The sequence below is a fragment of the Rossellomorea sp. DUT-2 genome (assembly GCF_052665285.1).
Map to the genome: position 1 here is coordinate 279315 of NZ_JBQPEO010000003.1, position 26129 is coordinate 305443.

The following is a 26129-nucleotide window of genomic DNA, read 5'->3' on the forward strand; positions in this document are numbered from 1 at the left end:
TAGTACAGGTTCAAGTAGGGGAAGATTCTATTAAACATTCGTGTTTAAGGGGGTCTTCTTTTTTGATGTGAAATAGAAAGCGAGGTAGAGCCTATGTTGATAGCTGCGATGGTGGAGAGGCTTGGTATCATTGTGACGATAGCCTTTGTCATGACGAGGATCAGCTTCTTCCGTCATTTAATCGAGAAGCGGACCCATGTAAAGAAAACCCAGACTCTGCTCCTTATCCTGCTGTTTGGTTTCTTTGGGATCGTTGGTACATATACAGGATTGATCGTGAATCCATTTCAAGAAGAATATACAAAATGGCAGTGGCATCTTCAGCAGAATGAAGCGATCGCCAATTCCAGGGTGATCGGTGTCGTGGTCGCCGGGTTACTGGGTGGTCCATGGATCGGACTAGGAGCTGGATTGGTCGCTGGGGTCCACCGGTATTTTCTCGGTGGATTCACGGCATTCTCGTGCGGGGTCTCGACGGTTTTAGCGGGATTGCTGGCAGGGTGGATCGGGAAGCGGGAAAAGAAAAACAGGCTTGTTTCCCCTCAAAAAGCGTTTTTGGTTGGATTTGTCGCAGAAGGGATGCAGATGCTTCTCATTCTTCTATTGTCAAAGCCGTTTGATGATGCTTATTTACTCGTTTCTGATATCGGATGGCCGATGATCCTTGCAAATGGAGTCGGAGCCGGGATTTTCCTGTTGATCATTAAAAGTGTTTTTTATGAAGAAGAGCGGATGGGAGCGGCTCAATCCCAGAAAGCATTGCGATTGGCTGATAGCACGGTGAAATATATGCGAAAAGGATTGAATGCCGCCTCTGCACAGGCTACGTGTGAAATCCTGATGAGAGATGTGAACGCTCTGGCAGTTTCCATCACGAACACTTCCCACATCCTCGCTCATGTCGGCCTGGCCTCCGATCACCATCAACAAGGGCGCCCGATTCAAACCGAAGCGACGAAACGGGTCATCGAAACGGGAGAGCTCATGAAGGTGGGAAGAGAGGATATTCAATGCGACCGGAATGGATGTCCATTGGGAGCAGCAATCATGGCGCCTCTTTTAAAAGGAGATGAAATTGTCGGAACGCTTAAATTCTATTTTCATTCGGAAAAAGAGATAACGCCGATCCTGATGGAATTAACAAAGGGGATTGCGACCCTGCTTAGTCACCAGCTGGAGCTTGCTGAAATCGATACCCATAAAGAGCTTGCGAAAGAGTCGGAAGTAAAGGCGCTGCAGGCACAAATCAATCCGCATTTCTTGTTCAATACCATCAATGTCATTGTGTCGTTGACGAGGATCAATCCGGATAAGGCGAGGACTCTGCTGATTTCACTATCTCAATTTGTCCGTCAGAATCTGACAGGAAGCACGAAATCCACCTCGACCCTTAATGAAGAAGGACAGCATGTAAGGGCCTATCTCGCCATTGAAGAAGCACGATTTTTTGACCGGCTGGAAGTGGTGTATGAGATGGACGAAGATGCCCTGCAGGCGAAAGTCCCTTCGATTACCCTGCAACCTCTTGTTGAAAATGCGATTAAGCATGGTATGAAGAATATAGAAGAAGGATTTGTGTTGAAGATTTCGATTGAGCTGGATGGTGATGAGGTGACTGTTCGTGTTCAGGATAACGGTGCGGGGATCGATGAAGAGAGAGTGGAGAAGCTTTTGCTTGAACCCGTAGAATCACAGTCCGGTACAGGAATCGGGCTCTATAACGTGAACAAACGATTGGAAATGATGATGGGAAAAGAAGCAGGACTATCGATCACATCATCAACGGGAAACGGAACCACGGTTGAATTTACGGTAAGGAGTGAGAAAGAATGAAAGTCGCCATTATCGATGACGAACCCTATAGCCGGGAGGAAATGAAGCATCTATTAAGCGGTTATTCATGGGTGGAAGTAGTCGGAGAAGCAAGCTCTGCTGAAAAGGGATTGGAAATCATTTTAACAAAAGAACCCGACGTCTTATTTCTTGATATAGAAATGCCGGGCATGAGCGGGGTCGACTTAGCCGAAGCCCTTCAGAAAATGAAGCACAAACCGGAAATCGTCTTTGCCACTGCGTATCCGGATTATGCCTTGAAAGCGTTCCGAGTGGAAGCCGTTGACTACTTATTGAAACCATTTGAAGAAGATCAGCTCGCACAAACGATCGAGCGCTTGAAGAATCTTCTGAAAGTCGGAATGAAAGAGCAGAGCGAGAGCCCGTCAATGGGGAAACTGGCGGTTCAGGATGAAGATAAAATTGTTTTCATCAGCCCGAAAGACATTCTATATATCTTCCGGGAAGAGCGGGAGACCTTTATTTGTACGAAGAAAAAGAAGTATACGTGCCGCTTGCCGATCAAGGAATTGGAATCAAAGCTCAGTACATATCCATTTTTCAGGGTTCATAAAAGCTATCTCGTTCAGCTGCCCTTCGTGGAAGAACTCATCCCGTGGGGGAGCGGTGTGTATCAGTTGAAGGTTCATGGAGCGGATGAGGCGATTCCGGTGAGCCGGAATTATGTGAAGGAATTGAGGGAGCGGTTGGAGTTGTAGGTGGGTTTTTTTCTGAGTGTACCAGGTACAAAGAGGAGTGTTTGTACCTGGTACAATTTTGGTTTTAAGTGCCAGGCACCAATCGAGCAATCGGTGCCTGTACCAGAACGTCTAATTGTGCCAGGCACCCAACTTTTCCACCTTGCATGTTAACCCTCCCACAGAACACCTCAACTCCAATTTCCGACATCTTAAACAGAATGTGACGAATCTGTGAATATGATTGCTATAATGAAAGCGTATTCATAAATGAACGAAAGGGGATCATAAGCATGGTCACATTTCTGGTCTCGATTGTTGTATTAATTATAGGTTATTTCACATATGGAAAATTAATTGAAAAAATTTTTGGAATCAATGAAAGTCGTTCGACTCCTGCTTATGCAAAAGCGGATGGAGTGGACTATGTTCCAATGAAGACTGGGAAAAACTCCATGATCCAGCTGTTGAATATTGCTGGTGTAGGACCCATTTTCGGTCCGATCATGGGAGCACTTTATGGGCCGGTTGCCTTCCTTTGGATCGTACTTGGTGCGATTTTTGCCGGAGCGGTTCATGATTACTTAACGGGAATGATTTCAATCCGTAACGGAGGAGCTCATTTGCCGGAGCTTGCGGGACGATTCCTTGGTAAGACGATGAAGCATGTGGTAAACGCATTCTCGATTCTTTTACTCGTACTGGTGGGAACGGTTTTCGTTACAGCACCTGCAGCATTAATCGCGAATCTGACGCCAGCCTGGATTTCATTAGGTGTCATTATCGCCGCAATTTTTATTTATTACATTGTCGCAACTCTATTACCGATTGATAAAATCATCGGTAAGGTTTACCCGCTTTTCGGAGCACTGCTTGTCGTGAGTGCAGTAGGAATCGGTGCAGGATTAGTGATCACAGGGGCGGATATTCCTGAGATCAGCTTAACGAATATGCATCCTGAATCAGTAGCGATTTTCCCATTATTATTCTTGACGATTTCTTGTGGGGCACTTTCAGGGTTCCATGCCACACAATCACCAATCATTTCAAGAACGACTCAAAATGAAAAGAACGGACGGAAAATTTTCTACGGTATGATGATTTTAGAAGCGATCATTGCGATGATCTGGGCAGCAGCTTCCATGAGCTTATTCCAGCCGGGTGAACTGAATGCCATCTTGAAAGAAGGCGGACCTGCAGCGGTTGTAAGTGAAGTATCTGTTCTTATGCTTGGGTCAATCGGTGGAACACTGGCAATCCTTGGTGTTATCATTCTTCCAATCACGTCTGGTGATACTTCATTCCGAAGTGCGCGTATGATCATTGCCGATTATATCAAAGTAGGACAAGTGAAAATCTCCAGCAGGCTTTGGATTGCGATTCCATTGTTCGTGATCTCAGTCGTGTTGACACGAATCGACTTTAACCTATTATGGAGATATTTCTCCTGGGCGAACCAATCGACAGCGATGATTGCCCTTTGGGTAGGTGCCATGTATCTGGCTCTGCAAAAGAAACCTCACTGGGTCGCAACGATTCCAGCGATCTTCATGACGATGGTGACATTCACATATATTCTGAGCGCTCCGATCGGATTCGGTTTATCAATGAGCACAGCGTATATGGGAGCAACAGTTGTAACTATCGCCGCGATCTTAGCATTTATTTATACTTTAAGAAAGCGCTTAAACGATGGATCCGTCATTCAAGTCGACGAAGACGTACCTCAAACGGCAGCTTGATTAGAAAAGAGTTTTCCGGTAATTACCGGGAGACTCTTTTCATTTTTGGCACAAAATAAGAATGGTTCAAAAACCACAAGTTTTCTTGATGACGACTAATTATTAGGAGTGATTCAGCATGACAAAGAAAACGAAAAAAGACGGCGGTACAAAGCAAAACGGCAAGCACAAACCGAAACAGAAAACATCCGGTTCTGCTAACGGGCAGAATGGATATCACTAGAAAATGACGGCCAATCCTTTACGGGTTGGCTTTTTTATTTGGAACTTGAGATGTTTTCTGGTGGTGGATGTATTATAATAGAGGTAGTTTCAAAAATTTAGTAGTCTCAAAAGGAGATTCCATTATGTCGAATAATAATGATCAGCAAATACAGCCAGAAAAGAAAAAAATCAGCCTGCAGGAAGCAATGAAGCAGCAGCTGGCAAAGAAGAAAGAAGCTCAGGCAGGCGGCAAGCAAGCAACTGGGGGCCTTGCTTCCAATCAACGCATGCAAAGTCAACAAACGAAGAAGCCCAGCAATACTCGTCGTAAGATGGGGAGCTAATGGGGAAGAGCGCTCAGGAATTGGGGAGTGCTCTTTTTTTTGTGCTGGTGTTGATGTTGGCGGTTGGGTGTGCGAAATATGTCGCTATATGAGGAACGGTCGATATCTTGAAAATACGGTTTAAATAAAGAAAAAACGGTCGATAAATCCCAATAGCGGTCGATAAATCGAAGTGAAAGGTCGATAAATCCGAAATTAACCTCATCATCCCACCACAATTCCCTTCGAAAATCAATTCCACCAAAAAAATCAAACTTTTTCGTCTCCGCTGTCGTCAAAGTACTAGAAAAGAGGTGATCTCCGATTGAATGAAGTCCAGGAATGCGAATTCACCGAGTCAAAGGAGGATATTCTGGAAGAAGTGATGAATGAATACGGCAAAGAGGTGTTGTATATCGCTTATTCTTATGTGAAGGATCACAGTCTTGCTGAAGATATTGCTCAAGAGGTGTTTGTCCGATTTTATCAAAGGTACGATTCGTTTCGGGGAGACTCCTCGTTGAAGACGTGGATCATCCGGATTGCCATCAATCAGAGTAAGGATCATCTCAAGAAGTGGGAAACGAGGAAACTGCTTTTTACAAATAAGCTGAGTGAATGGATTCAAGAGAGCAGGATTTCATGTCCGGAATCCCAAACGATACATAAGGAAATGGGCAGGGAGTTGGATACCAGGTTATTATCTTTGCCAATCAAATACAGGGAAGTCCTATTCCTGTTTTATTATGAGGAACTGAAAATCACGGAAATTGCCGAGTGCTTGGAAATCAACATCAATACGGCTAAAACCCGTTTGAAAACAGGGAAAGAGAAACTGCAAAAAATGTATCCAAAAGGGGTGCATCATGATGGATAGAGAGCTTCAGAGACAGGTTAAAAAAATGACAAATGAAGGATTACAAGGATTCGATTTTAACAACAAAATGAAGGATCATGTACGGAAAAGAGTGGCTGAGGGGAAGACGCAAAAAGAGTATCGGCGCAGGTGGTATGCTCCATTGATCAGTTTCGCTATTGTTCTTATCGTCGTTTTTGCTTTTGCCGTAGTAAAGGGTGAGCAATGGGGATTCCTTGGGAGCGAGAAACTGAGTGGTTATTTTACAAATAAATCGAACTTTGATGTGGAGATTCATTACGATGGGGGGACGACCATAAGTACAGTTACGGACACGATCACAAATCAGGATGGGAAAGTGAAAGCACTGGCCTTCACGAAAAACGAAAAAAGTGAGATTTATACAAAAATAGAGCGCCTGGATCTGAAAGGAAACAAACCGTTGTCTTACAGAGAAGATTGCACCATTCTTTCCCTTGAGAATTACATGATGAAGATAAGAATGAATAATGATGAATATGAGTACTATCATTCAGAATGTGAAACGACGTCAGATACCAGGGAACTTGAAGAACTTCAACAACTCATCATCACCATCATCAAACAAAAACCAGGATACCAAGAAATGTTGAATCAAAGACTGCCGATGTGAATATTCCATTTACTTCCTTCCGTAAACATGCTATCATAATAAAAATTTCAATTAAATGCCATGAAGAGAAGAGTAGATATCCTGAATTCTTTAACAGAGAGCTCCGGCAGCTGAAAAGGAGTAAGAGGGACGGTATTGAACCAAGACTCTGAGCAGTGCATCGGAACCGGGTCAGGGGATGGTGTGACGGGAGCTCTCGTTATCGGGCTAGGGTATAAGCCGGTTGGCCGTACCTGAAAAGGTTAGTATGGCGACATATTAACGAACTGGGGTGGCACCGCGATATAGAATCTCGCCCCCAAGATCAACGTCTTGGGGGTGGGATTTTTTTGTTTCACAAAACATATCGCGGGGAGGAATAACCAATGAGGAAGTGGAAGTATCCTTTACTGCTGCTGTCAGGCATCGGGATTTCGAATGTAGGAGGGTGGATTTATTTAATCGCCATAAATTTGATTGTTTTAGACGAGTGGGGATCACCTCTGGCAGTGGTGGTTTTATATGTATTGAAGCCTGTGGCGGCCCTTTTGACAAATGGCTGGGCTGGAAGCTTGATTGACAGGGTCAACAAGCGGAATCTGATGGCATGGCTTGATTTTTTCAGAGGGGTGTTGATTGCGGCATTGCCTTTTCTTTCGTCGAGTTTGTGGGTGTATGCGGTTGTGTTGATCATCAATATGGGAAGCGCCATGTTTTATCCGGCGTCCATGGCGTACATCACGACCATCATTCCCCGGGGGAATAGACAGCGATTCAATGCTCTCAGGGGGCTGATTGGATCGGGTGCGTTTCTCATTGGACCGGGAATTGCCGGACTGATGTTCATGATGGGGACACCTACGTTTGCCCTTTATATGAATGCACTGGCCCTCTTTTTATCAGGAGTGATCACCCTATTCCTGCCGAAGCTAGAGAGTGGGGTCCCTGTTGATACAGGTGATACCAAATGGGACTTCATCAAAGAGGATTGGCGGATGGTGTGGAGATTCAGCCGGCGCGCTACTTATGTGATGGTCCTTTACGTCTTGTTCAGCATCCTGATTGTAATGACTGCAGCGCTCGATTCCCTTGAGGCCGCATTTTCTAAAGAGGTATTGCACCTTTCGAACAGTACGTATGGATATCTTGTAAGCATTGCAGGGGGAGGATTTGTACTGGGGTCGATCCTGAATGCGTCCCTTTCCCATAAACTCCATCACATGCATCTTATGGGATTTGGTTCTCTGCTCGTTTCCGGAGGATATCTGATTTATTCTTTCTCGGAAGGTTTCTTATTAGCGGCGATCGGGTTCGCTGTTTTATCCTTCGCCCTGGCCTTTGCAACGACAGGGTTTGAAACCTTTTATCAAGAACATATTCCCGTGGAGATCATGGGGCGGGTAGGCAGTATTTATGGATTGTTGGAAGGGGTATTGGTCATCCTTTCTACGGTGCTTATTGGAGTGGGAGCTGAACTGGTGTCGATTCGATTTGTTGTGGCAGCGGGTTCTGTCATCATGCTTGGGGTCACAGTGATTTTATATAGTAGCTCTACCTGGAATTCTTGGGAAAAACAGGTGAGACGTAATGCTGAATGTTATAATAAATAAAAAAGACACAAAGGGGGTCAATGGATGAAAATGACGGCAGATCAGTACTGGGACCGGTGGGAAGAGTGGATGCACCGGGAAGAAGCAAGTTATGAGAAGTGGAACGGATTAGAAGATCTGTTGTTCATTGCGCAGAAAGAAAAGGACCTCTACAAGGAGTTCTGCTGCCGGTTCGGGATCATGAGGACCGTCAACTATCTTGGGGAGTATGAGGAATTATTCGACCACTTCGAGTGGTGCAACGGCTTCTTTTTAGATAATGAAGAGAGCCTGCAGGATTGGGTGGAAAGCTTCTTCTGGATCTATAAATGGATGGCGGAACACCTGGTGAAGATGCCCGGCATTGACACAGAACTGTTAGAAGCCTTTTTCAGTGATTTTCAAGAAGCGTATGACCGTTATGGCTATAGTCTGCGTCCCTTTTATCAACATCAGCATAAACGGGCGTTGAAAACAGGGAATGCAGAAGAAGCGGAAGAGTATTATCAAAAGTGGATAGCGTCGGAAAGGGATTCCCTTTCCGACTGTGAAGCCTGTGAATATCAGACACAGCTTGAGTATTTTTATTTTACCGGGGAAAAGGAGAAAGCCCGACCCATTGAAAAACGTTTATTATCAAAAGAAGTGACATGTGGAGAAATTCCCCACTTGACCTATAGTAAGCTGCTCTTGCCTTATCTTGAAGAAGGTAGGGTGGAGGAAGCCTCACACTATCAGTCAGAAGGATACTTTTTCATTTATGATAAACCACACTTTTTGGTCGAAGCTTCCGAACATATCAGGTTTCTTGCCCTGACCGAGCCTGTCAGGGGAATCAAAGTATTGGAGCGTCACATCGAGTATGCGGATAGTGGGAAGGATCCTTATGGAATGTTCTACTTTTATATGAGTGCGATTGTCCTTCACCGAAAGCTTGTGGAAGCCGGCCATCGTCCGGGATTTGCCATTGATGTGATGAGTGAGATTGCGGAAGAGATCGCCGGGGATTTTGATGCGAGAAATGGGAATGATTTCTTCAGTCGGGAAATGGAGAAGATTTATTCTCTGTAACAAATATTGACAGCCCCAGCATATCTATATATAATCATCTAAAATAACTGAAACATTGCCGAGGATCAGTAAAAGAATCTTGTCTTTTAAAGAGAGGGAGCTAAATTGGTGAAAAGCTCCTATGGATGAACCTTTGAACCTGCCTCTAAGTTCTGTATCGAATGAAGATATCAGCGGTCCGATACCGTTATCATGGAATGAGTGTAAAGCTTTGCTTTGAATCAGGGTGGTACCGCCAGAAATGGTCCCTGATGAGAAGCAGGGCTTTTTTTGTTTTATATGGGTGTCAAACGGGCGATTTGCTGATAAATCCGGGATTTCGCCGATAAAATGGAAATTACGCTGATATATTCAGATTTCCGCTGATAACTAAACCAATCCAATTTAAAATAAGAGGTGCTCTCAAATGGCAAAAGAATTTGTAAAAGATGTAACGGGCATGGATGAAGACTTTGCCCAGTGGTATACGGATGTCGTGACGAAGGCGGAGCTGATCGACTACTCAAGCGTCCGCGGGTCGATGATCATCAGACCTTACGGGTACGCCCTATGGGAAAATATCAAAGATGCCCTTGATGCGAAAATAAAAGAAACAGGGCATGAAAATGTGTATATGCCACTTTTCATACCAGAAAGCCTCCTGCAACGGGAGAAGGATCATATCGAAGGCTTCGCGCCGGAAGTAGCATGGGTGACCCATGGAGGAGAAGAGGAGTTGGGGGAACGGTTGTGCGTACGTCCGACTTCTGAGGTATTGTTTGGGGAGCACTACAAAAACATCATCCATTCCTACCGTGATTTGCCTAAGCTTTATAACCAGTGGGCCAATGTGGTCCGTTGGGAAAAGACGACCCGTCCATTCCTGCGAACATTGGAATTCCTCTGGCAGGAGGGTCATACGTGTCATGAAACGGACCAGGAGGCTCATGATGAAACGGTGAGAATGCTGGAGGTGTATGCGGAGCTTTGCGAAGAGCTACTGGCGATCCCGGTCATCAAGGGACAGAAAACGGAAAAAGAAAAGTTTGCCGGTGCGAAGTATACGTATACGATCGAAAGCCTGATGCATGACGGGAAGGCTTTGCAATCAGGAACTTCCCACCATTTAGGTGACGGATTTGCGAAAGCATTCGGCATTCAATTTACGGACCGTGATGGAAAGCTTCAGTATGTGCAGCAAACATCCTGGGGATTCACCACCCGGATCATCGGTGCCATGATCATGGTGCACGGGGATGACCGGGGGCTGGTGGTTCCACCAATGATCGCACCGACTCAACTGATGATCGTGCCGATTGCCCAGCACAAGGAAGGCGTCCTTGATTTTGCCTATAATCTGAAAAGCCGGCTTGCCGGCGTTGCCCGCGTCGACATCGATGCGAGTGATAAAAAGCCGGGCTGGAAGTTTAATGAATATGAAATGAAGGGCATCCCACTTCGCTTGGAGGTTGGTCCACGGGACATCAAGAACGGGCAGGTGGTATTGGCGAGACGTGATACAGGTGAGAAAATCACGGTCACGATGGAAGACCTTGAAGGGAAAGTCGCTGAACTTCTGGAGGACATTCAACTCAATCTTTTAGAGAAAGCAAGAGCTCATCGCGATGAAAAAACCACTGTAGCTAAAACGTTTGAAGATTTCAAAGTGATGGTTAGGGAAAAAGGCGGATTCGTCAAAGCGATGTGGTGTGGGGACCGAGCTTGTGAAGACAAGATCAAGGAAGAAACGAGTGCCACTTCACGGTGCATGCCGTTTGAGCAGGAGCTGGTGTCGGATACATGTGTGTGTTGTGGTATGGATGCGAAACATTTGGTTTATTGGGCGAAAGCATATTGAAGAAGGGAAGTGTCATTCTCTTATTGTCTCTAGCCAGCAGTGTGATGATAGTGGCACTGGCGTTTTTTCAGTGGGAACTCGTACACATCCTGACGCCGTTCTTGATGCCTTTTCTTTGGTTGATGGCAGGAGGTTTTTTCTTGGTCATTATCATATTCGCCGTTATAGACGTTTTTAAAAACAAGAACTGGATACCGCTCTTCATTCAAGTACTTACCGTTATCTTCATGATTTTATTCCCTTTCACAAAGGTCATATTGGAGATGGATTTCAAGAGAAATCATGATGATCGAATGAGTGTGGTGAATAAAATAAATGAAGGGGCAATTACCCCGAATGTACCCTACAATGACTCTATCATTCACCTCCCCGGGGAATACCAAGGTGTGTCCAAAGGTGGAGGCGATATTCTGGTAGAGAAGAAGGAGAAGGATATGAAGGTCCTTTTCTTTACCTTTCGGGGGATATTGGATAGTTTCTCCGGGTTTGTCTATTCGTCATCAGGGGAGAGACCCCGTACAGGTGACTTTGGAGGGGACTTCAACAAGATAGAAAAGTTGGATGAACACTGGTATTTCGTGAGTTCCGGATGAAGAGGGGACTTTCGGACCTATTCGCCTTTTTTCTCCCTAAAGCCTTCTTTTTCCCGTGTTTGATTAATAAACATAGGTAAAGGAGGCATCGATTATATGGAGTTTGAACTCATCCTTGTTTTATTCATGGCAGTCGTGGTAGTCAGCCTTTGGGTCGTGCATTCCAAGCTCAACCGGATCACCGAGCATGTGCAGCAGCTGGATGAAGAATACTTGTCCGATGAGCAGATTGAGAAGGAATTAGAGGAAGAATGGTATAAAGACAAGTAATGACAAAGGCGTTTCTCAGCAGAGGGACGCCTTCCGTTTTTTCAAAAAAGGACTACCATTCTAAATGGCAGGTTGATACTATTAAAAATAGAGATAAACGAATAGGGAGGAGCAAGGATGAAGCACAAGGACTTGACCATTGAAACGCCAAGGTTGGTCATCAGACCCTTTGTAAACCGTGATTACCAAAACTGGTTAAGGGAACATCTGAACAGGCTCCCATCCCAGCATAAATTTGACGTTGGCTATCAGGACATGAGTGAGTGCACGGAGTTTTGGTTCCGGGAGATGCTTCTGAAGCATGATGAGATGATCGATCGGGACCAGGTCTATATTCTGGGGATCTTTCTGAAAGAAGGTGGTGCGAGTATCGGGACCATCGACTTTTCCACTCTGATGCGGTACAACTTTAACTGGGGCAGGGTCGGTTACACGGTTCATAATCGTTACTGGAACCGTGGCTACGGGAAGGAAGCGGTGAAGGCAGCCCTTCAGCTGGCTTTTGTGAAATTGAATTATCACCGGATCGAGGCCCATATCAATCTGGATAACACTCCATCGATCAGTCTCGCAGAAAGTGTCGGAATGCAGTATGAGTGCACGCGGAAAGGATTCATTTATGAGTTTGGGAAGTGGACGGATAATCTGGTGTATTATGTGAATGCAGGAGAGTAATAAAAAAACGATGAGAGCTCATGGCCCTCATCGTTTCTTTATTATAAGCCTTCGATGGTCAGTTCTTTCACTGGCAGGAATTCTTCCCCTGTATCCATGTACTTCACGTTCACCTTGTCATTTTCCTTCAGGTAGATCGCAAGTAAGCTGCTTTCCGAGGAAACGATATAGTTTTGGCCGTTGTCGAGTAAGAATGATACGACCGTGTAGTCACCTGTCTTTTCTTTGTAGACACGGACGACTGTACCATTTGTCTGTTTTTCCTCAGCTTTCGAGCTGCCGTCCACACTGCCGCCTCCCCGTTGAAGCGCAGTTTTGTATTGCTTCAATGCCTGGTTTGGTGTATTCGCATAAGCTGAGATTTCCGGGTTGGCAGCTGAGACGATGAAGTAGTTTTGTAAGAAACCATTCGCATCGAGCACCGGAGTCAGCCAGCTTGCTTCTCCATAGAAATTATAGAGCACAGGCATTTCGCCATCCCATTTTTTCTCGATGAATTTCTTTTGAATGATCTGCAGGGCACCTTGTGAATCCATGTAGGAATCTTCAAGATTTCCTGTATAGAACGTCGCTTCTCCCGTTCTTGAGTTCGTTAAGGAGTAACCGAGCATGGAATCGACGCCTTCTTTTGGCGAGGTGAAATCGGTGAAGTAGTACATGTCACCATTTTCGTCAAAAATAGGGCTCACATTGGCTTCCGTTCCTTCATCAGAAGGAAGCTTGACGTCTGATTTACCGAAGCGGCTGTTCCAGAATCCTTGAACGTAGTTACCGAAATAACTGTTTTGGAGGCTGACGGTTTCTGGTGAAATCGCGCCGTCAATGAAAGACGGGACTTCATCGATTTTGTATGACTTGGTATCACCCGATTTTGGATCGACCATGACGATACCTTTCGCTTCAAATCCGTTACGTGCGGAAATGAATTCACCGTACGTTCGAATATAGAATGGCTTTCCTTCGTCATCGATCTCAAGCTGAACATCTCCATTGAAGATCTGTTTTGGATAATTCAAGCGGATGTGTCGCTCGATTTTTTTATTAAAGAAAGCAGATGGTGTGAAGACCATTTCTTCTTTGATGAATTTAGGGTTTGATGATGAGTCGGTGGCACTTAGGGTGAAGTAACCAGGTGTTTCATCTCCCTTGAACCATTTGAAGAACCCGGAGAATTCAACCGGTGCAATGTAGACGTACTCCCCATTGACCTTCTGAATCTGCAGGCGTCCAAGCTCATAGTAACTCGTATTCGGAACCTGACCAAATGCTTTCTTCATCTTGTTGCGGGCGAATTGTGGAGGAACGCTTGCAGGCGTTTCCTTCTCATCAAACGCTTCGATTTCCGTTTTCACGTCCATTTGCGCTGATTCAAATTTCTGATCGGCGTTGAACACAAAGGCGGTCAGGAAGTAAGCCCCGACGAGGAGACTTCCTAGGAACAGTGCACCCTTCACCATTCGTTCGGTCCCAGTTGCAAGTGTGGCGCCGAATCCTGCAGCTACGATAAGCAAGATCCACATGCTCGTAAAGTTCTGATCAAGATTTGTCATGTAATAGAAGACAAATACAATGATAGTCGTAATCAGGAGGGTGGCTCCGAACAGTGCTGCAAATGACGGATAGCCCTCTTTTTTATTCTGCTTTTTCATGATTGCCATCGGTACGACGAGTAAGGCCATGACCAATCCGACAATGACTGAAAATAGTAATATATTTCCCATAGTGTTCCCCTTTCAAGTGCTTCTGTTTATAGTGTATATACGGATGAGGGGGTAGGGAGGTTTCAACTGTTTTTTGAAGATGGAGAAGGACGTTCAATCATGGTCATATATCCAACCCAAAAATCATTCGTTATAATAGAAAGAAGTAACCATTTCAGGAGGAGCCTATGGATATATTTGATATTGCGAGGATTGCGGGGGTATCGCGGAAGACGGTACAGCGTGTATTGAACAATTCGGATCAGGTACGAGCGGAGACCCGTGATCGCATTCTGCAGATTATGGAGGAGAATCACTATCAGCCCAATGTGTCAGCGAGAAGGCTGGTGAAGAAAAAGACGCACACGATCGGCCTTTTTATCATTCAAGATCCTTCTAAGCATCGTATATATTCGGATGACCTTTTTTACAGTGTGGTAATTGGGGCTATGATCAATGCCTGCTCAGAGCGGGGCTATAATATGCTTGTGACCATGACGGATCTGAACGATTCCTCCCCCGTTTTAAAACTTTACCGTGAAAAGAGCATCGATGCGGGGATCATCATCAGTTGGAGCAACGTCCAATCAATCGTGGATCAAATTTCCGCAGCGGGCTTTTTGGTGGGGGTCTTTGATCAAAACAACGTGTCAAGATGGACACCCGAGATCCCGATGCCCGTATTACAAAACGAGGTGAGTGCAATGGGGGCGACCAATCATTTCATTGAGCTTGGTCATGAGGAGATTGGGATCATTACGGGTGATGAAGATAATCCTGCAGCAATTGCGCGTTTGAGAGGCTATCAAATAGCGATGCAAACAGCAGGGATTCCCGTGCAATCGAATGATATATTTAAAGGTAAGTTCATCGAGGATTCAGGAAGGGATGCCGTCAATCATTGGATCGGGCAGGGAACTCTTCCTTCAGCTATCGTTTGTTCGAATGATCATATTGCATTCGGTGCCCTCAAGGCGTTAAAAGATGCCGGCAGAAGTGTTCCTGACGATGTGTCTCTCATTGGCTTTGATAATCTATTGCTTACGGAATATACGTCCCCTGCATTAACGACCATGAATGTTCCAAGAGTTGAGATGGCGGTGTCCCTGGTGGAGCAGTTGATTCACAGAATCGAGGAGCTCCCCTATGAAAATATGAGTCCATTTCAAGCGACACTCGTCAAACGAGATTCCTGCCGTCAAAAAAAATAATAAGAGAAAAGAAAATGCTGTATTCCCAAGGGAGTCAGCATTTTTTTAATAGAGAAAGAGATTGTTATTGTAAAAAAATGTTGTCAAAGAGTGGGGTTGGTTTTATAGTTATATACAAATGTCCCACGTGAGACATAATTGAATACAGGAGGCGTTCCAATGATAAAAAAAGCAGTCACTTCTTTTACCGCCGCATGTCTCATCATGAGTCTTACACCTGGAAACATAGGAAAAGCAGCACAGAAAGAAAAGCCTTTTCACCTCAAGGATTCGACATTAATAGATAAAACGATTGAAGGCGACCTGGTGATCACACCTGATGCCGGAAAAGACATCACCCTTGAAAACGTGACGGTTCACGGGAAGACCCTTATCAAAGGGCAAGCTCCTGATACCCTTCAGCTGTCCGATTCGGAGTTACACCATCTATCGGTTCAAGGACCTGGTCACCCTACAAAGATCACCGTCTCTGGGGAATCGATCGTCGAAGAAACCGTGTTGGATGGAAATGTATTGCTGGAAGAACGAGAGATTACCTCCGCTGGATTCCAGGATGTAAGCGTATCGGCATCAACGGTCAAAACGAAGAAGGCTAATTTAAAAGGCGAGTTCGAAACGATTACAACCACTGGTAAAAAAGGAGAGGCCAAAGTAGAACTTGACGGCGTTGCAGATCGGTTGGAAATGAACGCGCTTTCAACTGTTAACCTTGCTGCGGATGCGTTAGTAAAGGAACTTACTGTATCAGCATCCGGTCAAGGATCGGTCATCGATGGAGAGGGTAACGTGGAGAAAGCAACCTTGAACGGCACCATTACATATAAGGGAGAAGAAACAAGTGATGCATCTTCTTTTGCTTCACCATGGTCCCTCGTATGGAATGACGAATTCAATCAGGCCGAGATTGACCGTTCGAAATGGACCTTCGATATCGGCAACGGGTTTACCGATGCAAGCGGTGCGTATGTTCCCGGATGGGGGAATAATGAAAAACAATATTACACAGACCGTCCGGAAAACGCGAGGACAGAAGATGGGAAGCTATTGATCACTGCCAAGAAAGAAGAATATGAAGGTTTTGCTTATACGTCATCCCGCTTGAAAACGAAGGGTCTATTTTCAAAGGCATTCGGGAAATTCGAAATGAAGGCCTCCCTTCCAGTCGGGAAAGGCTACTGGCCGGCGTTCTGGATGCTCCCGGAGGATGATAAGTATGGCGGGTGGGCAGCGTCTGGAGAAATTGACATTTTAGAAGCCCAGGGAAGTAATCCACAAGAAGCGATCGGGACGATTCATTACGGTGAAACGTGGCCGAATAATAAATATACCGGCGCTCACTATGCCTTTGAAGATGGATCGACGATTGCTGACGAGCATGTGTACTCGGTTGAGTGGGAGCCGGGTGAAATCCGCTGGTATGTGGATGGGAAGCTCCGTCAAACCCAAAACAATTGGTATAGCAAAGGGACAGGCAATGCGGCCAGCTTCACGTATCCTGCACCATTCGATCAGCCTTTCCACATGTTGTTGAATGTGGCGATCGGCGGGAATTTCGATGGGGAACCGACAGAGGATACGATGTTCCCTCAGTCCATGGACGTTGACTATGTGAGGGTTTATGATCTGACGGGAAGACCGTATAAAACGCCGGAGCTGCCTGTATTCGAACAGCAGCCATTACCGGAAGAGGCGAAACAGCCCCTTGAAGACGGAAACCTCATTTATAACAATGGGTTTGATCAGGAATGGGAAGACGTTGAAGGGATTGCAGGAGTACCGGGTACAGATCATTGGTATTTCTTGACCGTCCCTGATTTTGGAGGGAAGGCGAATGTGTCCCTTGATCAGGTCGAGGGAAGGAATTTTGCCAAAGTGGATATTCAAGAACCCGGGAGCCAGCCATATTCCGTGCAGCTCATTCAAGATGTTTCTCTTGGGAAAGGCCGGTATTACCGTGTATCCTTCGATGCAAAGTCGACCGGATCACGTCCGATCAATGTAAAAGTCGGCGGAGGTGAAAGCAGAGGATATGCAGCCTATTCAAACAGCGAATCATTTTCACTGAAAGACGGGTTGGAATCCTATGAATTGGTGTTCCAGATGACCGAGGAAACCGATCTTGCAGCACGTGTGGAGTTGAATCTCGGATTGTCGAAGCTGCCAGTGTGGCTCGGGAATGTCAGGGTGGAGGAAATCCCTCCTGTGCAAGTGGATCCGGATGCTTCCAAGCCGGCTCTTCCTAGTGGAAACCTGATCTATAATGGAACTTTCGACCAGGGATTCCCTGACCGCTTGCTTTATTGGAATTTGGTAGATTCTGAGAATGCTGAATCGATGGGTGTGGATCCCGAAGAGCGGGTGTTTTCTGCCAAGCCTTTAAATGAAACGGACGAGGTTGGATTAGTACAAAAAGGCGTTCAGCTTAAGGCTGGAAGCGAATATGAATTAACGTTGGATGGGGTGGCTGAAAGTGCCCGTGAAATCCAGGTAGAATTGAGAAGCAAGGACGGGGACGCATTCTATGCAACGGAAACGATCCCTCTGACTGCTGATTGGGAAAGTCATGGCATGACGTTCACGATGCCGGATGTGACGGATTTGGAATCGCAGATGGTCATCCTTGTGGGTGGAAGCACCGATGAGGTGAAGCTTGATAATATTAAACTATTGAAAAAAGTGGGTCCCGTTGATCCGTTCCCTATTAAAAACGGGTCATTCGATAATGGCTTAGCACCTTGGGAGTCCTACATTCATTTTGACGCAGGGGCAAGTATTCAGCATGTTGATGGTGAAGCGCATATCTCCATCGGGAATGAAGGGAAGGAACCATGGAGCGTTCAACTCTTTCAAGGGAATCTGGTGCTTGAGCCCGGGAAAAAATACACGCTTTCCTTCGATGCAAGCTCTTCGGTAGCCCGGTCGATGGAAGTGACGCTGGAAAACGGTCAATATACGAGGTACCTATCGGAAATTGCAGAGCTTAAAGAAAATAAGGGTCGCTTTGAATATACGTTTATCACCCCTGTGAGGGAGAAGACGAGTGTGAAGTTTTTGCTGGGTGCCTCTGGAGAGGTGCTTGGCGCACATGATGTGGTCATTGATAATGTGGAGTTGAAGTAAGGATTGGGGTACAGCGTCTATTGGGCGCTGTACTTTTTTGTTTAGTTTTTGAGTGTGGGGAGGTGTGAGGGTGTGAGGGTGTGTGAAAGCTTTGAACTAAATGTTCCGTCGGGTCGGGGGGGCGTGCAGTTTTTGTCGAGAATAGTAGAACGGTCGATATTTGAGTGTTTTTGGTTGATAAAAAGAAATAACGGTCGATAAAATGAAAATAAAGTTGATATATTGAAAATACGGTCGATAAATCTCTGTGACGGTTGATAAATCTCAAAGCGCCCATAATCTCCCCGGTCAAAAACGACTCTGACACCCAAAACTCATCTGATTCCCGTTCAAACTCCTCCAAAAACAACACAAACCCCATTCAAATCATTAAAAAAGCAGCCAATCCAAGATCAGCTGCTTTCCCCGTCACCCAAAACCACTTCAACCCCGAAATGATCCGAGACAACAGGTTTATTCACATTATTAAAGATGACACGTGTAGACTTAACATCCACTTTCTCACTGGAGAGTACAAGATCAATCCTTAAATCGACCTTATTCTCATCCCATCCGGCAATCTTCCCTTCAACGGTGACGCCGCTGTCCCTTTGAACAGCTTCATCAAATGTATCTACAAGTCCTTTTGAAAGAAGATAATCATACCCTTCCTCACGAACCAGGGCATTGTTGTTGAAGTCGCCCATTAAAAAGAAGGGGGATTCAGGAGTGACTTGCTCAATCAATGAGTCAACCTGAAACTTAAACGGTTCTTCTTCGTCCGTCCACCAGCCGAGGTGGCAGGAGTAAAAGGTGAGGGGCTTTCCTTCATACGAAATCGTGGCCCCTGCGATCTTACGGGTTTTCCAGTAGGATTGGTCGTGACTTTTTGAAATGAAGAAGCGGTGTTCTTCAACGACCGGGTGCTTCGTTAAAATGGCGACGCCTTCTTCATAGACGTCGTACCCTAAATGAGCGAAGTCCCAGACGAGTGTGTAATCCGTCACGCCAAGTTTCTCCAGTTCCCCAAGAAGGACGAGGGCAAAATTGTCTTTTTTAACTAAGCCCTCCACTGGTTCACTTTCGATCAGCTGACTGACTTCCTGGAGGGCGATGACATCGTAGGATTTCTCCGCGATGTCAGTGGCCAGGATCGAGATTTTTTCGAGTTGGTTGTCTTCTTGCCATGAGTGACAATTCAACGTGAGTAATTTCATGTCTTACGCTCCCAGTAGATCTTGAATGTCAGACTTGATGACGTCTGCTTTCGGACCATAGATGGCTTGTACGCCTTTGTCTTTCAGGATGAGTCCCAATGCTCCGTTTTTCTTCCATTCCTGTTCAGTCCCGACAAGGCTTGTGTCTTTTACTGTTACACGTAGGCGGGTCATACATGCATCCACGTCTACGATGTTGTCTTTTCCACCAAGCATGGCAACGACTTTCGGCGCGATGGAATCTTTACTTACAGTCCCGCCTCCTGTAGTGGCTTCGTCTTCAATGTAGTTTCCATTACGACCCGGCGTCGGGAAGTTAAACTTTTTGATTAAGAAGTTGGCAACCGTGAAGTTAAGGCCAAAGAATACGATACAAGCAATCACAAAGTTCACAAGGTCGACCCACAGACCGGCTTTGATGATCATTGGAACACGAGTCAAAAGCTCGATGGATCCGAAAGAGTGGACACGGATGTTGACGATATCCACAATCGCGAAAGCAAGTCCCGTCATGATTGCATACACAACGTATAAAAGTGGGGCAGCAAACATGAACATGAATTCGATTGGTTCTGTAACACCTGTTAAGAATACAGCTAAACCAGCTGAAAGGAACATCGATTTGTATTTCTTCCTCTTGTCTTTATCCACATTACGGTACATGGCATAAGCGATACCGATCAGGGCAGCTGTGGATAAAATCATTTGACCTACTTTGAAGCGGGCAGGTGTCACGTCATTCAATAATTGTTTGTAGCTTGCTGTATCTCCTGCAGCAAGGAAGTTGTTTAAGTCCGCGATCCAGGCAAGCCATAATGGATCTTGACCGGCAACCGTCGAACCTGCGCCAGAACCAGTCAGGATCTTGTACGTTCCGCCGAGTTCCGTGTAGTTGATCGGAACCGTTAACATATGATGCAGACCGAATGGTAATAGTAGACGCTCTAATGCACCGAATACAAATGGCGCAATGATTGGTGCCGTGTTCCGGGAAGTTGCGATCCATTGACCGAAGTCATTCAGTAACCCTTGGATGACTGGCCATACAATCGCCATGATGACAGCAATGACGATGGAGCCGACGATCACGACAAATGGTACGAAACGTTTTCCGTTAAAGAAGGAAAGGGCATCGGGTAATTTACTGTAGTTATAATATTTGTTGAAAAGATTGGCTCCTAAGAAACCGGAGATGATTCCGACGAATACACCCATGTTTAAAGCAGGTGCACCAAGAACCGATGTGAAGTAATCAGAAACCACTAATGTTTGTCCGAAAAGAGAAGAGACCGTTGCTTCGGGATCACCGAGCATATCTCCATTGACTCCGAAAATCGCTCCGGTAATACGGTTGATCAGGACGAAGGCAATCAATGCAGCGAAGGCACCGCCCGCACGTTCTTTCGCCCACGAGCCACCGATGGCCACGGCGAACAGGATGTGAAGATTGGTGATGATTCCCCAACCGATATCCTCCATAACTCTTGCAATCGTTTGCACTAATGTGATGTCTCCACCCATCATTGCAATCAACTTACCGACAGAAATCATGATCCCTGCAGCTGGCATGACGGCCACGACCACAAGCAGTGCTTTCCCGAACTTCTGCCAAAAATCAAACGACAATAAATTCTTCATAAACCCGTTTCCTCCTTAAATATCAATCTATTTGTTTATATATTTTACATGGAATGAGATGTGTGCGTTTACATTTCAGTTTAAATGAAATGCTGGTTGGTGCGTCTTCATCATTAGAGTCCTATGTAACATGAAAATGGATGCAACCGTTTGCACTAACTAAACACATTTTATGATATCCCTTTCAAGAAAGCAACAACAAAATATTATTTTAGTAAAATATTATTAGGTGAAGGGACGGACCTTGGTAGGGGGGGGGCGTTCTGGCGGTGATGGAGGAAATCGGTATGGTTGTTTGGTAGTGGGGGAGAAGGATTAGGTAGTAAGTGAATTTGAAATGTGGATAGAATTACCCTTTGTGGATTGTGGATAATTTTGAAGGTAGTTATTTGCATTGATGTGTATAAGGATGGAATTATATAGATATCCACAAAAAAAGCATCCAATCCCTCAAGATTGGATGCTTATCACCATTATTTCAACAATCGCAACCCATTCAAGATAACCAAAATCGTACTACCTTCATGCCCAATCACTCCATAAGGGAGATCGAGGATTTGCAGGAAGTTCGACGCGATCAACAGCATGATCACAGCGATGGAAAAGACTACATTTTGTTGCACGATCCGTTTCATTTTTTTCGATAGTTTAATCGCTTCCGCAATTCGGGTAAGGTCATTTTTCATCAACACGACATCGGCTGTTTCCAGGGCGACATCGGTTCCTTCACCCATGGCGATTCCGACGTTGGCCGTTGCAAGTGCCGGCGCGTCGTTGATTCCGTCACCGACCATTCCGACGGTACCGAATTGCCGTTTCAGCTTTTTCAGTTCGTCTACTTTCGTTTCCGGCAGGCACTCGGCAATGAAGGAGGCAACCTTGGCTTCTTCGGCAATGGCACGGGCCGTCTTTTCATTGTCTCCTGTCAGCATGATCGTTTGGACGCCTTCATCTTTCAGGAGCTGCAAAGCTTTAATGGTTTCTTCACGTACCACGTCTTTCAGTGCGATCAATGCGACAATTTCATTCTCTTTGGCAACGAAGACCGTCGTTTTTCCTTCAGAAGCGATCCGTCCAAAGGCACCATCCATAAATTGTTCTGCTAACACTTTATCCACAAAATCGGCTTTCCCGATCTTCCATTCGGCACCGTCCACAACAGCTCTGACTCCCCAACCGGATACGTCTTCGAGGGAATCAGGCTGTGAGAGTTCCAGGTTTAACTCGCGGGTTGCGTGGCGGACGATGGCCTGAGCAAGTGGATGATTCGACTGGTTTTCAATCGAAGCAACGGTAGACATGACTTCACGTTCATCCACATGATCCGTAACCACTATATCCGTCACGACTGGTTTCCCCTTTGTCAACGTTCCCGTTTTATCAAAGGCAATCGCTTTGATGTTGCTTAAGTTTTCCAAATGGGCGCCGCCTTTGAAAAGAATTCCGTGACGGGCACCGTTTGAAATGGCCGATAAGCTCGCGGGCATAATCGCGGCAACCAGTGCACAAGGAGAAGCAACAACGAGCAGGACCATTGCCCGGTAGAATGTTTCCGTCCAGCTCCATCCGAGGAAGAAGTGGGGAACGAACATCATCAGGAAGACTACGGCAAGCACGACTTTTACATAGGTTCCTTCAAAGCGTTCGATGAACTGCTGGGAAGGCGATTTTTCACTTTGGGCTGATTGCACCAGATCAATGATTTTTTGGAATAGGGTTTCGCTGCTTGGTTTGGTCATTTCAATGGTGATGGCACCGTTGATGTTGACCGTTCCAGCGAACACTTCATCTGTTTGACCTTTTGTTACAGGGACGGCTTCCCCTGAAATGGCTGCTTCATCGATGGACGTTGTTCCTTTTACGACAACACCATCTGTTGGCACGCGTTCACCTGGTTTAATTAAAATATGGTCGCCGATCTCAAGACTTGAAACGTGGACTTTCTTTTCACCAGACCCTGTCACGAGCCATGCTTCTTCAGGCTGAAGCTGCATGAGTGCGGAAATTTCCTTCTGACTTTTGTTCATGGTATACGTTTCAAGTGCGCCACTGACTGCGAAGATGAAGATGAGGATGGCGCCCTCTGTCCAGTAACCGATGATGGCAGATCCGACAGCGGCAAAAATCATCAGCATTTCTACATTCAGTTCTTTGTTTTCAATGGTTTCTTCGATTCCTTCTTTGGCTTTGGCGAACCCGCCGATGGCAAAGGCGAGGAGATAGAAGATGATGCTTAAGGTGGAGTCATTGTTAGACGTCAACCATCCCAGTAAAATAAACACACCGCTGACCAGTGCGGCGATCAATTCTGCATGAGGCTTTATTTTTTCAAAGAAGTTAATTTTTTCATTAGGTGTCCCCATGGTTAAGGCTTTGGATTGTGAGCTCATAGCGTATTCCTCCTTTTAGTTAAATGAAAATACGAGATTCTCATTGAGAATAATAATCAACGTCAATACCCCTATAAAACGACGAAAGCTGCCACCAATGAAAGGTGACAGCAAAACTGCACGTGCTCTTAGATGATTTTATATGAAGTTAGTAATTTATAATTATTATAATCTAATCCTATCACATGTATATGAGAATGGAAAGAGTTTTGTGCTAGTTATTCTGGGTTATTTCACTGCGTCGATTTTGAAGGGAAAAGACGAGTAGGCTCACAAAAATCATCAGCATCATGCATGCGATTAAATAGAAGAAACTCGAGCCTTTAAACCAGTCTATCGTAATCCCTCCTACGAATGGTCCAATCATGCTTCCAAAGCTGAAGAAGATTCCACACATGATGTTTCCGGCAGGAAGTAATTCTTTTGGCAGAAGATCCGTCATATAACTAATACCGAGTGAAAAAGTCGATCCGACGGCCATGCCGGCTAAAGTAAAGCAGATAAATAGGCCGATGGTGGATTCAGAGACGATTCCTGCGGCAGAAAAGCAGAGGAAGCCGATCATCATGACGATGAGCAGGACATTTTGTCTGCCATATTTGTCACTCAGAATTCCAAGTGGAACCTGGGATATGATGCTTCCAACTGCAAAAGCAGGCAGGAGGATCGCGACGGCTTCAATGGAGAGGCCGTTTCGCAGTGCGAAAACAGGGAAATTTCCATTTAATGAAGCTTCCAGGAATCCATATCCCAATGGAGGCAGCAAAGCGACCCAGGCATACTTGAGAACCTTTCCGAAACGGTGAAAAGATCCAAGGAACGAGGCACTGCCGATATTATGCTGGTCGGGGAATTCGTTTTGTAATTTAAAGACGAACATCCACACGGTCAGGCTTAATAAGGAAGAGATGATGAATGGCAGTGCTTGATGGATGGTGATGAGCTGCGTCATCATCGGTCCGACGGCAAAACCGACTCCAAAAGAGACCCCGTAGATAGATATGTTACGTCCGCGATGTTCTTTCGATGAAAACGATGTAATCCATGTCTGGGTGGCGAAGTGAAGCATGTGATCGCCGATTCCGATGCAAAGACGCAGGAAGAACCAGAACCAGAAGGATTTCCAGACCGGGAACAGTAAGAGTGACGCTGCCACCACGATTCCCCCGATGATGATCATCGGTTTGTATCCGATCTTCTGAAGTGGTCTTTCCATTAATGGAGAGGCGAGTAAGATTCCTATATATAATGCGGTTGCGTTTAATCCGTTCAAAGAGGAAGAAACGCCGTCCTGTTCGAATATGATGGCGATTATAGGAAGGAGCATCCCTTGTGAAAATCCCGAAATCGCGACGATTCCGACAAGGACCCAGAAACGGAAGGTTAGTGTTTGATTCATTTGCAAAAACTCCCAATCATTGATGATTACTTCTTAGATGGTACCCCCAATTTCATTGTTTGGCAATACGAAACGAATAGAGTAAAATCAAAACATCTACTAACATAATAAGGAAGGAATGAAGTGGAAATGGAATTTAACATGCAAGAAGGCGGATTTTACACAGATTTAGGGTTTGGGAAGCTGGAGGTTTCGGGTAACGAAGAGTATGGCTTTCGTCCATTCCAATTATTGGTTTCATCCGTAGCCGTGTGCAGCGGGGGAGTGCTCCGCAAAGTCCTGGAGAAAATGCGCATCAAATTTGACGACATACATATCAAAGCCGACGTAACACGAAACGAAGCCGAAGCCAACCGCGTCGAAGCCATCTCCCTTCACTTCACCATCAGAGGGACGGACCTCGACAAAAACAAAATCGAAAAAGCCATGAAGCTCACACGCAAAAACTGCTCCATGGTCCAATCCGTACAAGACAGCATCAAAATCGAAGAAACCTTTGAGTTAGTGCAGTAAAGCGTTGAGGGACGGACCTTCAAGGAGTATAAGACCTATTGAATCAAGGTTTATAACTAGATAAAGGTCCGTCCTTCAGTGCATTAAAGTGATGAGGGACGGACCTCAAAACAGCACAAGCCTCATTGAATTAAGGTTATAGCCCAGGTGAAGGTCCGTCCCTCTTAGGTTCCCTCTACAGGTTTAGTTCCTGTGGTTCTTTGCCTGTTTTTTCGTAGTAGAGGATGGTTTTGGGTGTGAGTTTGAGGAGCATGTATTCCGGGTCGTCGGGGCTTGCGATCCAGGATTTGAGTTGGTCGTTCCAGAATTTTTCTTTGAGCTCTTTGGATTCTTCGACGGAAGCCTCTGCTTCGATTTCTACATAGTGTTCATGATCGGAATCGCGGTCATGGCCCAGAAGGATATGAACATGAGGGTTCTGCGCGATGTCTTCCGCTTTGTGTGCATGCTCATTGGTTGCGGTGTAGAGTGTAAGGTCTTCATGGTAAAACATCATAAAGCGTGAATACGGTTTGTTGTCGCGAATCGTGGCAAGGGTGCCGATTTTATGGTGGAAAAAAAGCTCAACGATCTTATCTTTTAAGGATTGGGACATGGGTTGTACCTCCTAATTGGGTTCTATCTATAATGTGTCTCATCT

Annotated in this window: 21 protein-coding genes and 2 other annotated features; of the genes, 15 read left to right on the forward strand and 6 right to left on the reverse strand. The window is 45.5% G+C overall.

Annotation, left to right across the window (positions count from 1 at the left end; translation table 11 throughout):
• The first annotated feature begins 93 nt into the window (after window positions 1-93).
• The 12 genes from ACOSV2_RS12155 (at window position 94) to ACOSV2_RS12210 (ending at window position 12322) form a co-directional block, all read left to right on the forward strand.
• A complete protein-coding gene (locus ACOSV2_RS12155) occupies window positions 94-1833 on the forward strand; it encodes a LytS/YhcK type 5TM receptor domain-containing protein (RefSeq protein ID WP_428975299.1) in 1740 nt (579 codons plus the stop codon).
• The gene (locus tag ACOSV2_RS12160) at window positions 1830-2552 is read left to right on the forward strand and encodes a LytR/AlgR family response regulator transcription factor (protein WP_428975300.1); all 723 of its coding nucleotides are present in this window, start codon (window positions 1830-1832) and stop codon (window positions 2550-2552) included. The genes ACOSV2_RS12155 and ACOSV2_RS12160 overlap by 4 nt, the downstream gene beginning before the upstream one ends.
• Before the next feature lie 272 nt (window positions 2553-2824).
• Window positions 2825-4273 carry a carbon starvation CstA family protein gene (locus ACOSV2_RS12165; RefSeq protein ID WP_428975301.1) on the forward strand — a complete coding sequence of 483 codons (1449 nt, stop codon included), beginning with the start codon at window positions 2825-2827 and terminating at the stop codon, window positions 4271-4273.
• Between the two features lie 347 nt (window positions 4274-4620).
• Window positions 4621-4821: a hypothetical protein gene (locus tag ACOSV2_RS12170; RefSeq protein WP_113968695.1), complete on the forward strand. Its 201-nt coding sequence runs from the start codon at window positions 4621-4623 to the stop codon at window positions 4819-4821.
• 304 nt (window positions 4822-5125) lie between these two features.
• Window positions 5126-5677, forward strand: a complete 552-nt coding sequence (locus ACOSV2_RS12175; protein WP_428975302.1) for a sigma-70 family RNA polymerase sigma factor — start codon at window positions 5126-5128, stop codon at window positions 5675-5677.
• A complete protein-coding gene (locus ACOSV2_RS12180) occupies window positions 5667-6308 on the forward strand; it encodes a hypothetical protein (RefSeq protein ID WP_428975303.1) in 642 nt (213 codons plus the stop codon). The genes ACOSV2_RS12175 and ACOSV2_RS12180 overlap by 11 nt, the downstream gene beginning before the upstream one ends.
• Before the next feature lie 51 nt (window positions 6309-6359).
• Window positions 6360-6611 (forward strand) — a binding site (T-box leader).
• Window positions 6612-6673: 62 nt separating this feature from the next.
• Window positions 6674-7897, forward strand: a complete 1224-nt coding sequence (locus ACOSV2_RS12185; protein WP_428975304.1) for an MFS transporter — start codon at window positions 6674-6676, stop codon at window positions 7895-7897.
• 24 nt (window positions 7898-7921) lie between these two features.
• The gene (locus ACOSV2_RS12190) at window positions 7922-8947 is read left to right on the forward strand and encodes a hypothetical protein (protein WP_428975305.1); all 1026 of its coding nucleotides are present in this window, start codon (window positions 7922-7924) and stop codon (window positions 8945-8947) included.
• Between the two features lie 46 nt (window positions 8948-8993).
• Window positions 8994-9200: a binding site (T-box leader), on the forward strand.
• A gap of 153 nt (window positions 9201-9353) precedes the next feature.
• Entirely contained in the window at window positions 9354-10784 is a 1431-nt protein-coding gene (gene proS / locus ACOSV2_RS12195; RefSeq protein ID WP_428975306.1) for a proline--tRNA ligase, read from the forward strand.
• Window positions 10781-11377: a hypothetical protein gene (locus ACOSV2_RS12200; protein ID WP_428975307.1), complete on the forward strand. Its 597-nt coding sequence runs from the start codon at window positions 10781-10783 to the stop codon at window positions 11375-11377. The genes proS and ACOSV2_RS12200 overlap by 4 nt, the downstream gene beginning before the upstream one ends.
• A 96-nt stretch (window positions 11378-11473) precedes the next feature.
• A complete protein-coding gene (locus tag ACOSV2_RS12205) occupies window positions 11474-11647 on the forward strand; it encodes a hypothetical protein (protein ID WP_181778067.1) in 174 nt (57 codons plus the stop codon).
• 117 nt (window positions 11648-11764) lie between these two features.
• Window positions 11765-12322 (forward strand): GNAT family N-acetyltransferase, encoded by a 558-nt coding sequence (locus ACOSV2_RS12210; RefSeq protein ID WP_428975308.1) that lies wholly within the window; start codon window positions 11765-11767, stop codon window positions 12320-12322.
• A 41-nt stretch (window positions 12323-12363) separates the two neighbouring features.
• Here the strand turns inward: ACOSV2_RS12210 and ACOSV2_RS12215 are convergent, their stop codons facing one another.
• On the reverse strand, window positions 12364-14043 hold the full coding sequence (locus tag ACOSV2_RS12215; protein WP_428975309.1) for a hypothetical protein: 1680 nt from the start codon (window positions 14041-14043) through the stop codon (window positions 12364-12366).
• 167 nt (window positions 14044-14210) lie between these two features.
• Here ACOSV2_RS12215 and ACOSV2_RS12220 point away from each other — a divergent pair, with 167 nt between their 5' ends.
• Window positions 14211-15233, forward strand: a complete 1023-nt coding sequence (locus ACOSV2_RS12220; RefSeq protein ID WP_428975310.1) for a LacI family DNA-binding transcriptional regulator — start codon at window positions 14211-14213, stop codon at window positions 15231-15233.
• A 159-nt stretch (window positions 15234-15392) separates the two neighbouring features.
• Window positions 15393-18353, forward strand: a complete 2961-nt coding sequence (locus ACOSV2_RS12225) for a carbohydrate binding domain-containing protein (protein ID WP_428975311.1) — start codon at window positions 15393-15395, stop codon at window positions 18351-18353.
• 392 nt (window positions 18354-18745) lie between these two features.
• Here the strand turns inward: ACOSV2_RS12225 and ACOSV2_RS12230 are convergent, their stop codons facing one another.
• From ACOSV2_RS12230 to ACOSV2_RS12245, 4 genes are all read right to left on the reverse strand, one after another.
• Window positions 18746-19549 (reverse strand): endonuclease/exonuclease/phosphatase family protein, encoded by an 804-nt coding sequence (locus ACOSV2_RS12230; protein ID WP_428975312.1) that lies wholly within the window; start codon window positions 19547-19549, stop codon window positions 18746-18748.
• 3 nt (window positions 19550-19552) lie between these two features.
• Window positions 19553-21187 carry a PTS transporter subunit IIBC gene (locus tag ACOSV2_RS12235; RefSeq protein ID WP_428975313.1) on the reverse strand — a complete coding sequence of 545 codons (1635 nt, stop codon included), beginning with the start codon at window positions 21185-21187 and terminating at the stop codon, window positions 19553-19555.
• A 473-nt stretch (window positions 21188-21660) separates the two neighbouring features.
• Window positions 21661-23577, reverse strand: a complete 1917-nt coding sequence (locus ACOSV2_RS12240) for a heavy metal translocating P-type ATPase (RefSeq protein WP_428975314.1) — start codon at window positions 23575-23577, stop codon at window positions 21661-21663.
• A gap of 214 nt (window positions 23578-23791) precedes the next feature.
• Entirely contained in the window at window positions 23792-24976 is a 1185-nt protein-coding gene (locus ACOSV2_RS12245) for an MFS transporter (RefSeq protein WP_428975315.1), read from the reverse strand.
• Between the two features lie 129 nt (window positions 24977-25105).
• Between ACOSV2_RS12245 and ACOSV2_RS12250 the strand changes: the two genes are divergently transcribed.
• Entirely contained in the window at window positions 25106-25489 is a 384-nt protein-coding gene (locus ACOSV2_RS12250; protein WP_428975882.1) for an OsmC family protein, read from the forward strand.
• A 175-nt stretch (window positions 25490-25664) separates the two neighbouring features.
• On the opposite strand, the gene ACOSV2_RS12255 is transcribed toward ACOSV2_RS12250, so the two are convergent.
• The gene (locus ACOSV2_RS12255; protein WP_428975316.1) at window positions 25665-26084 is read right to left on the reverse strand and encodes a pyridoxamine 5'-phosphate oxidase family protein; all 420 of its coding nucleotides are present in this window, start codon (window positions 26082-26084) and stop codon (window positions 25665-25667) included.
• Window positions 26085-26129 lie beyond the last annotated feature (45 nt).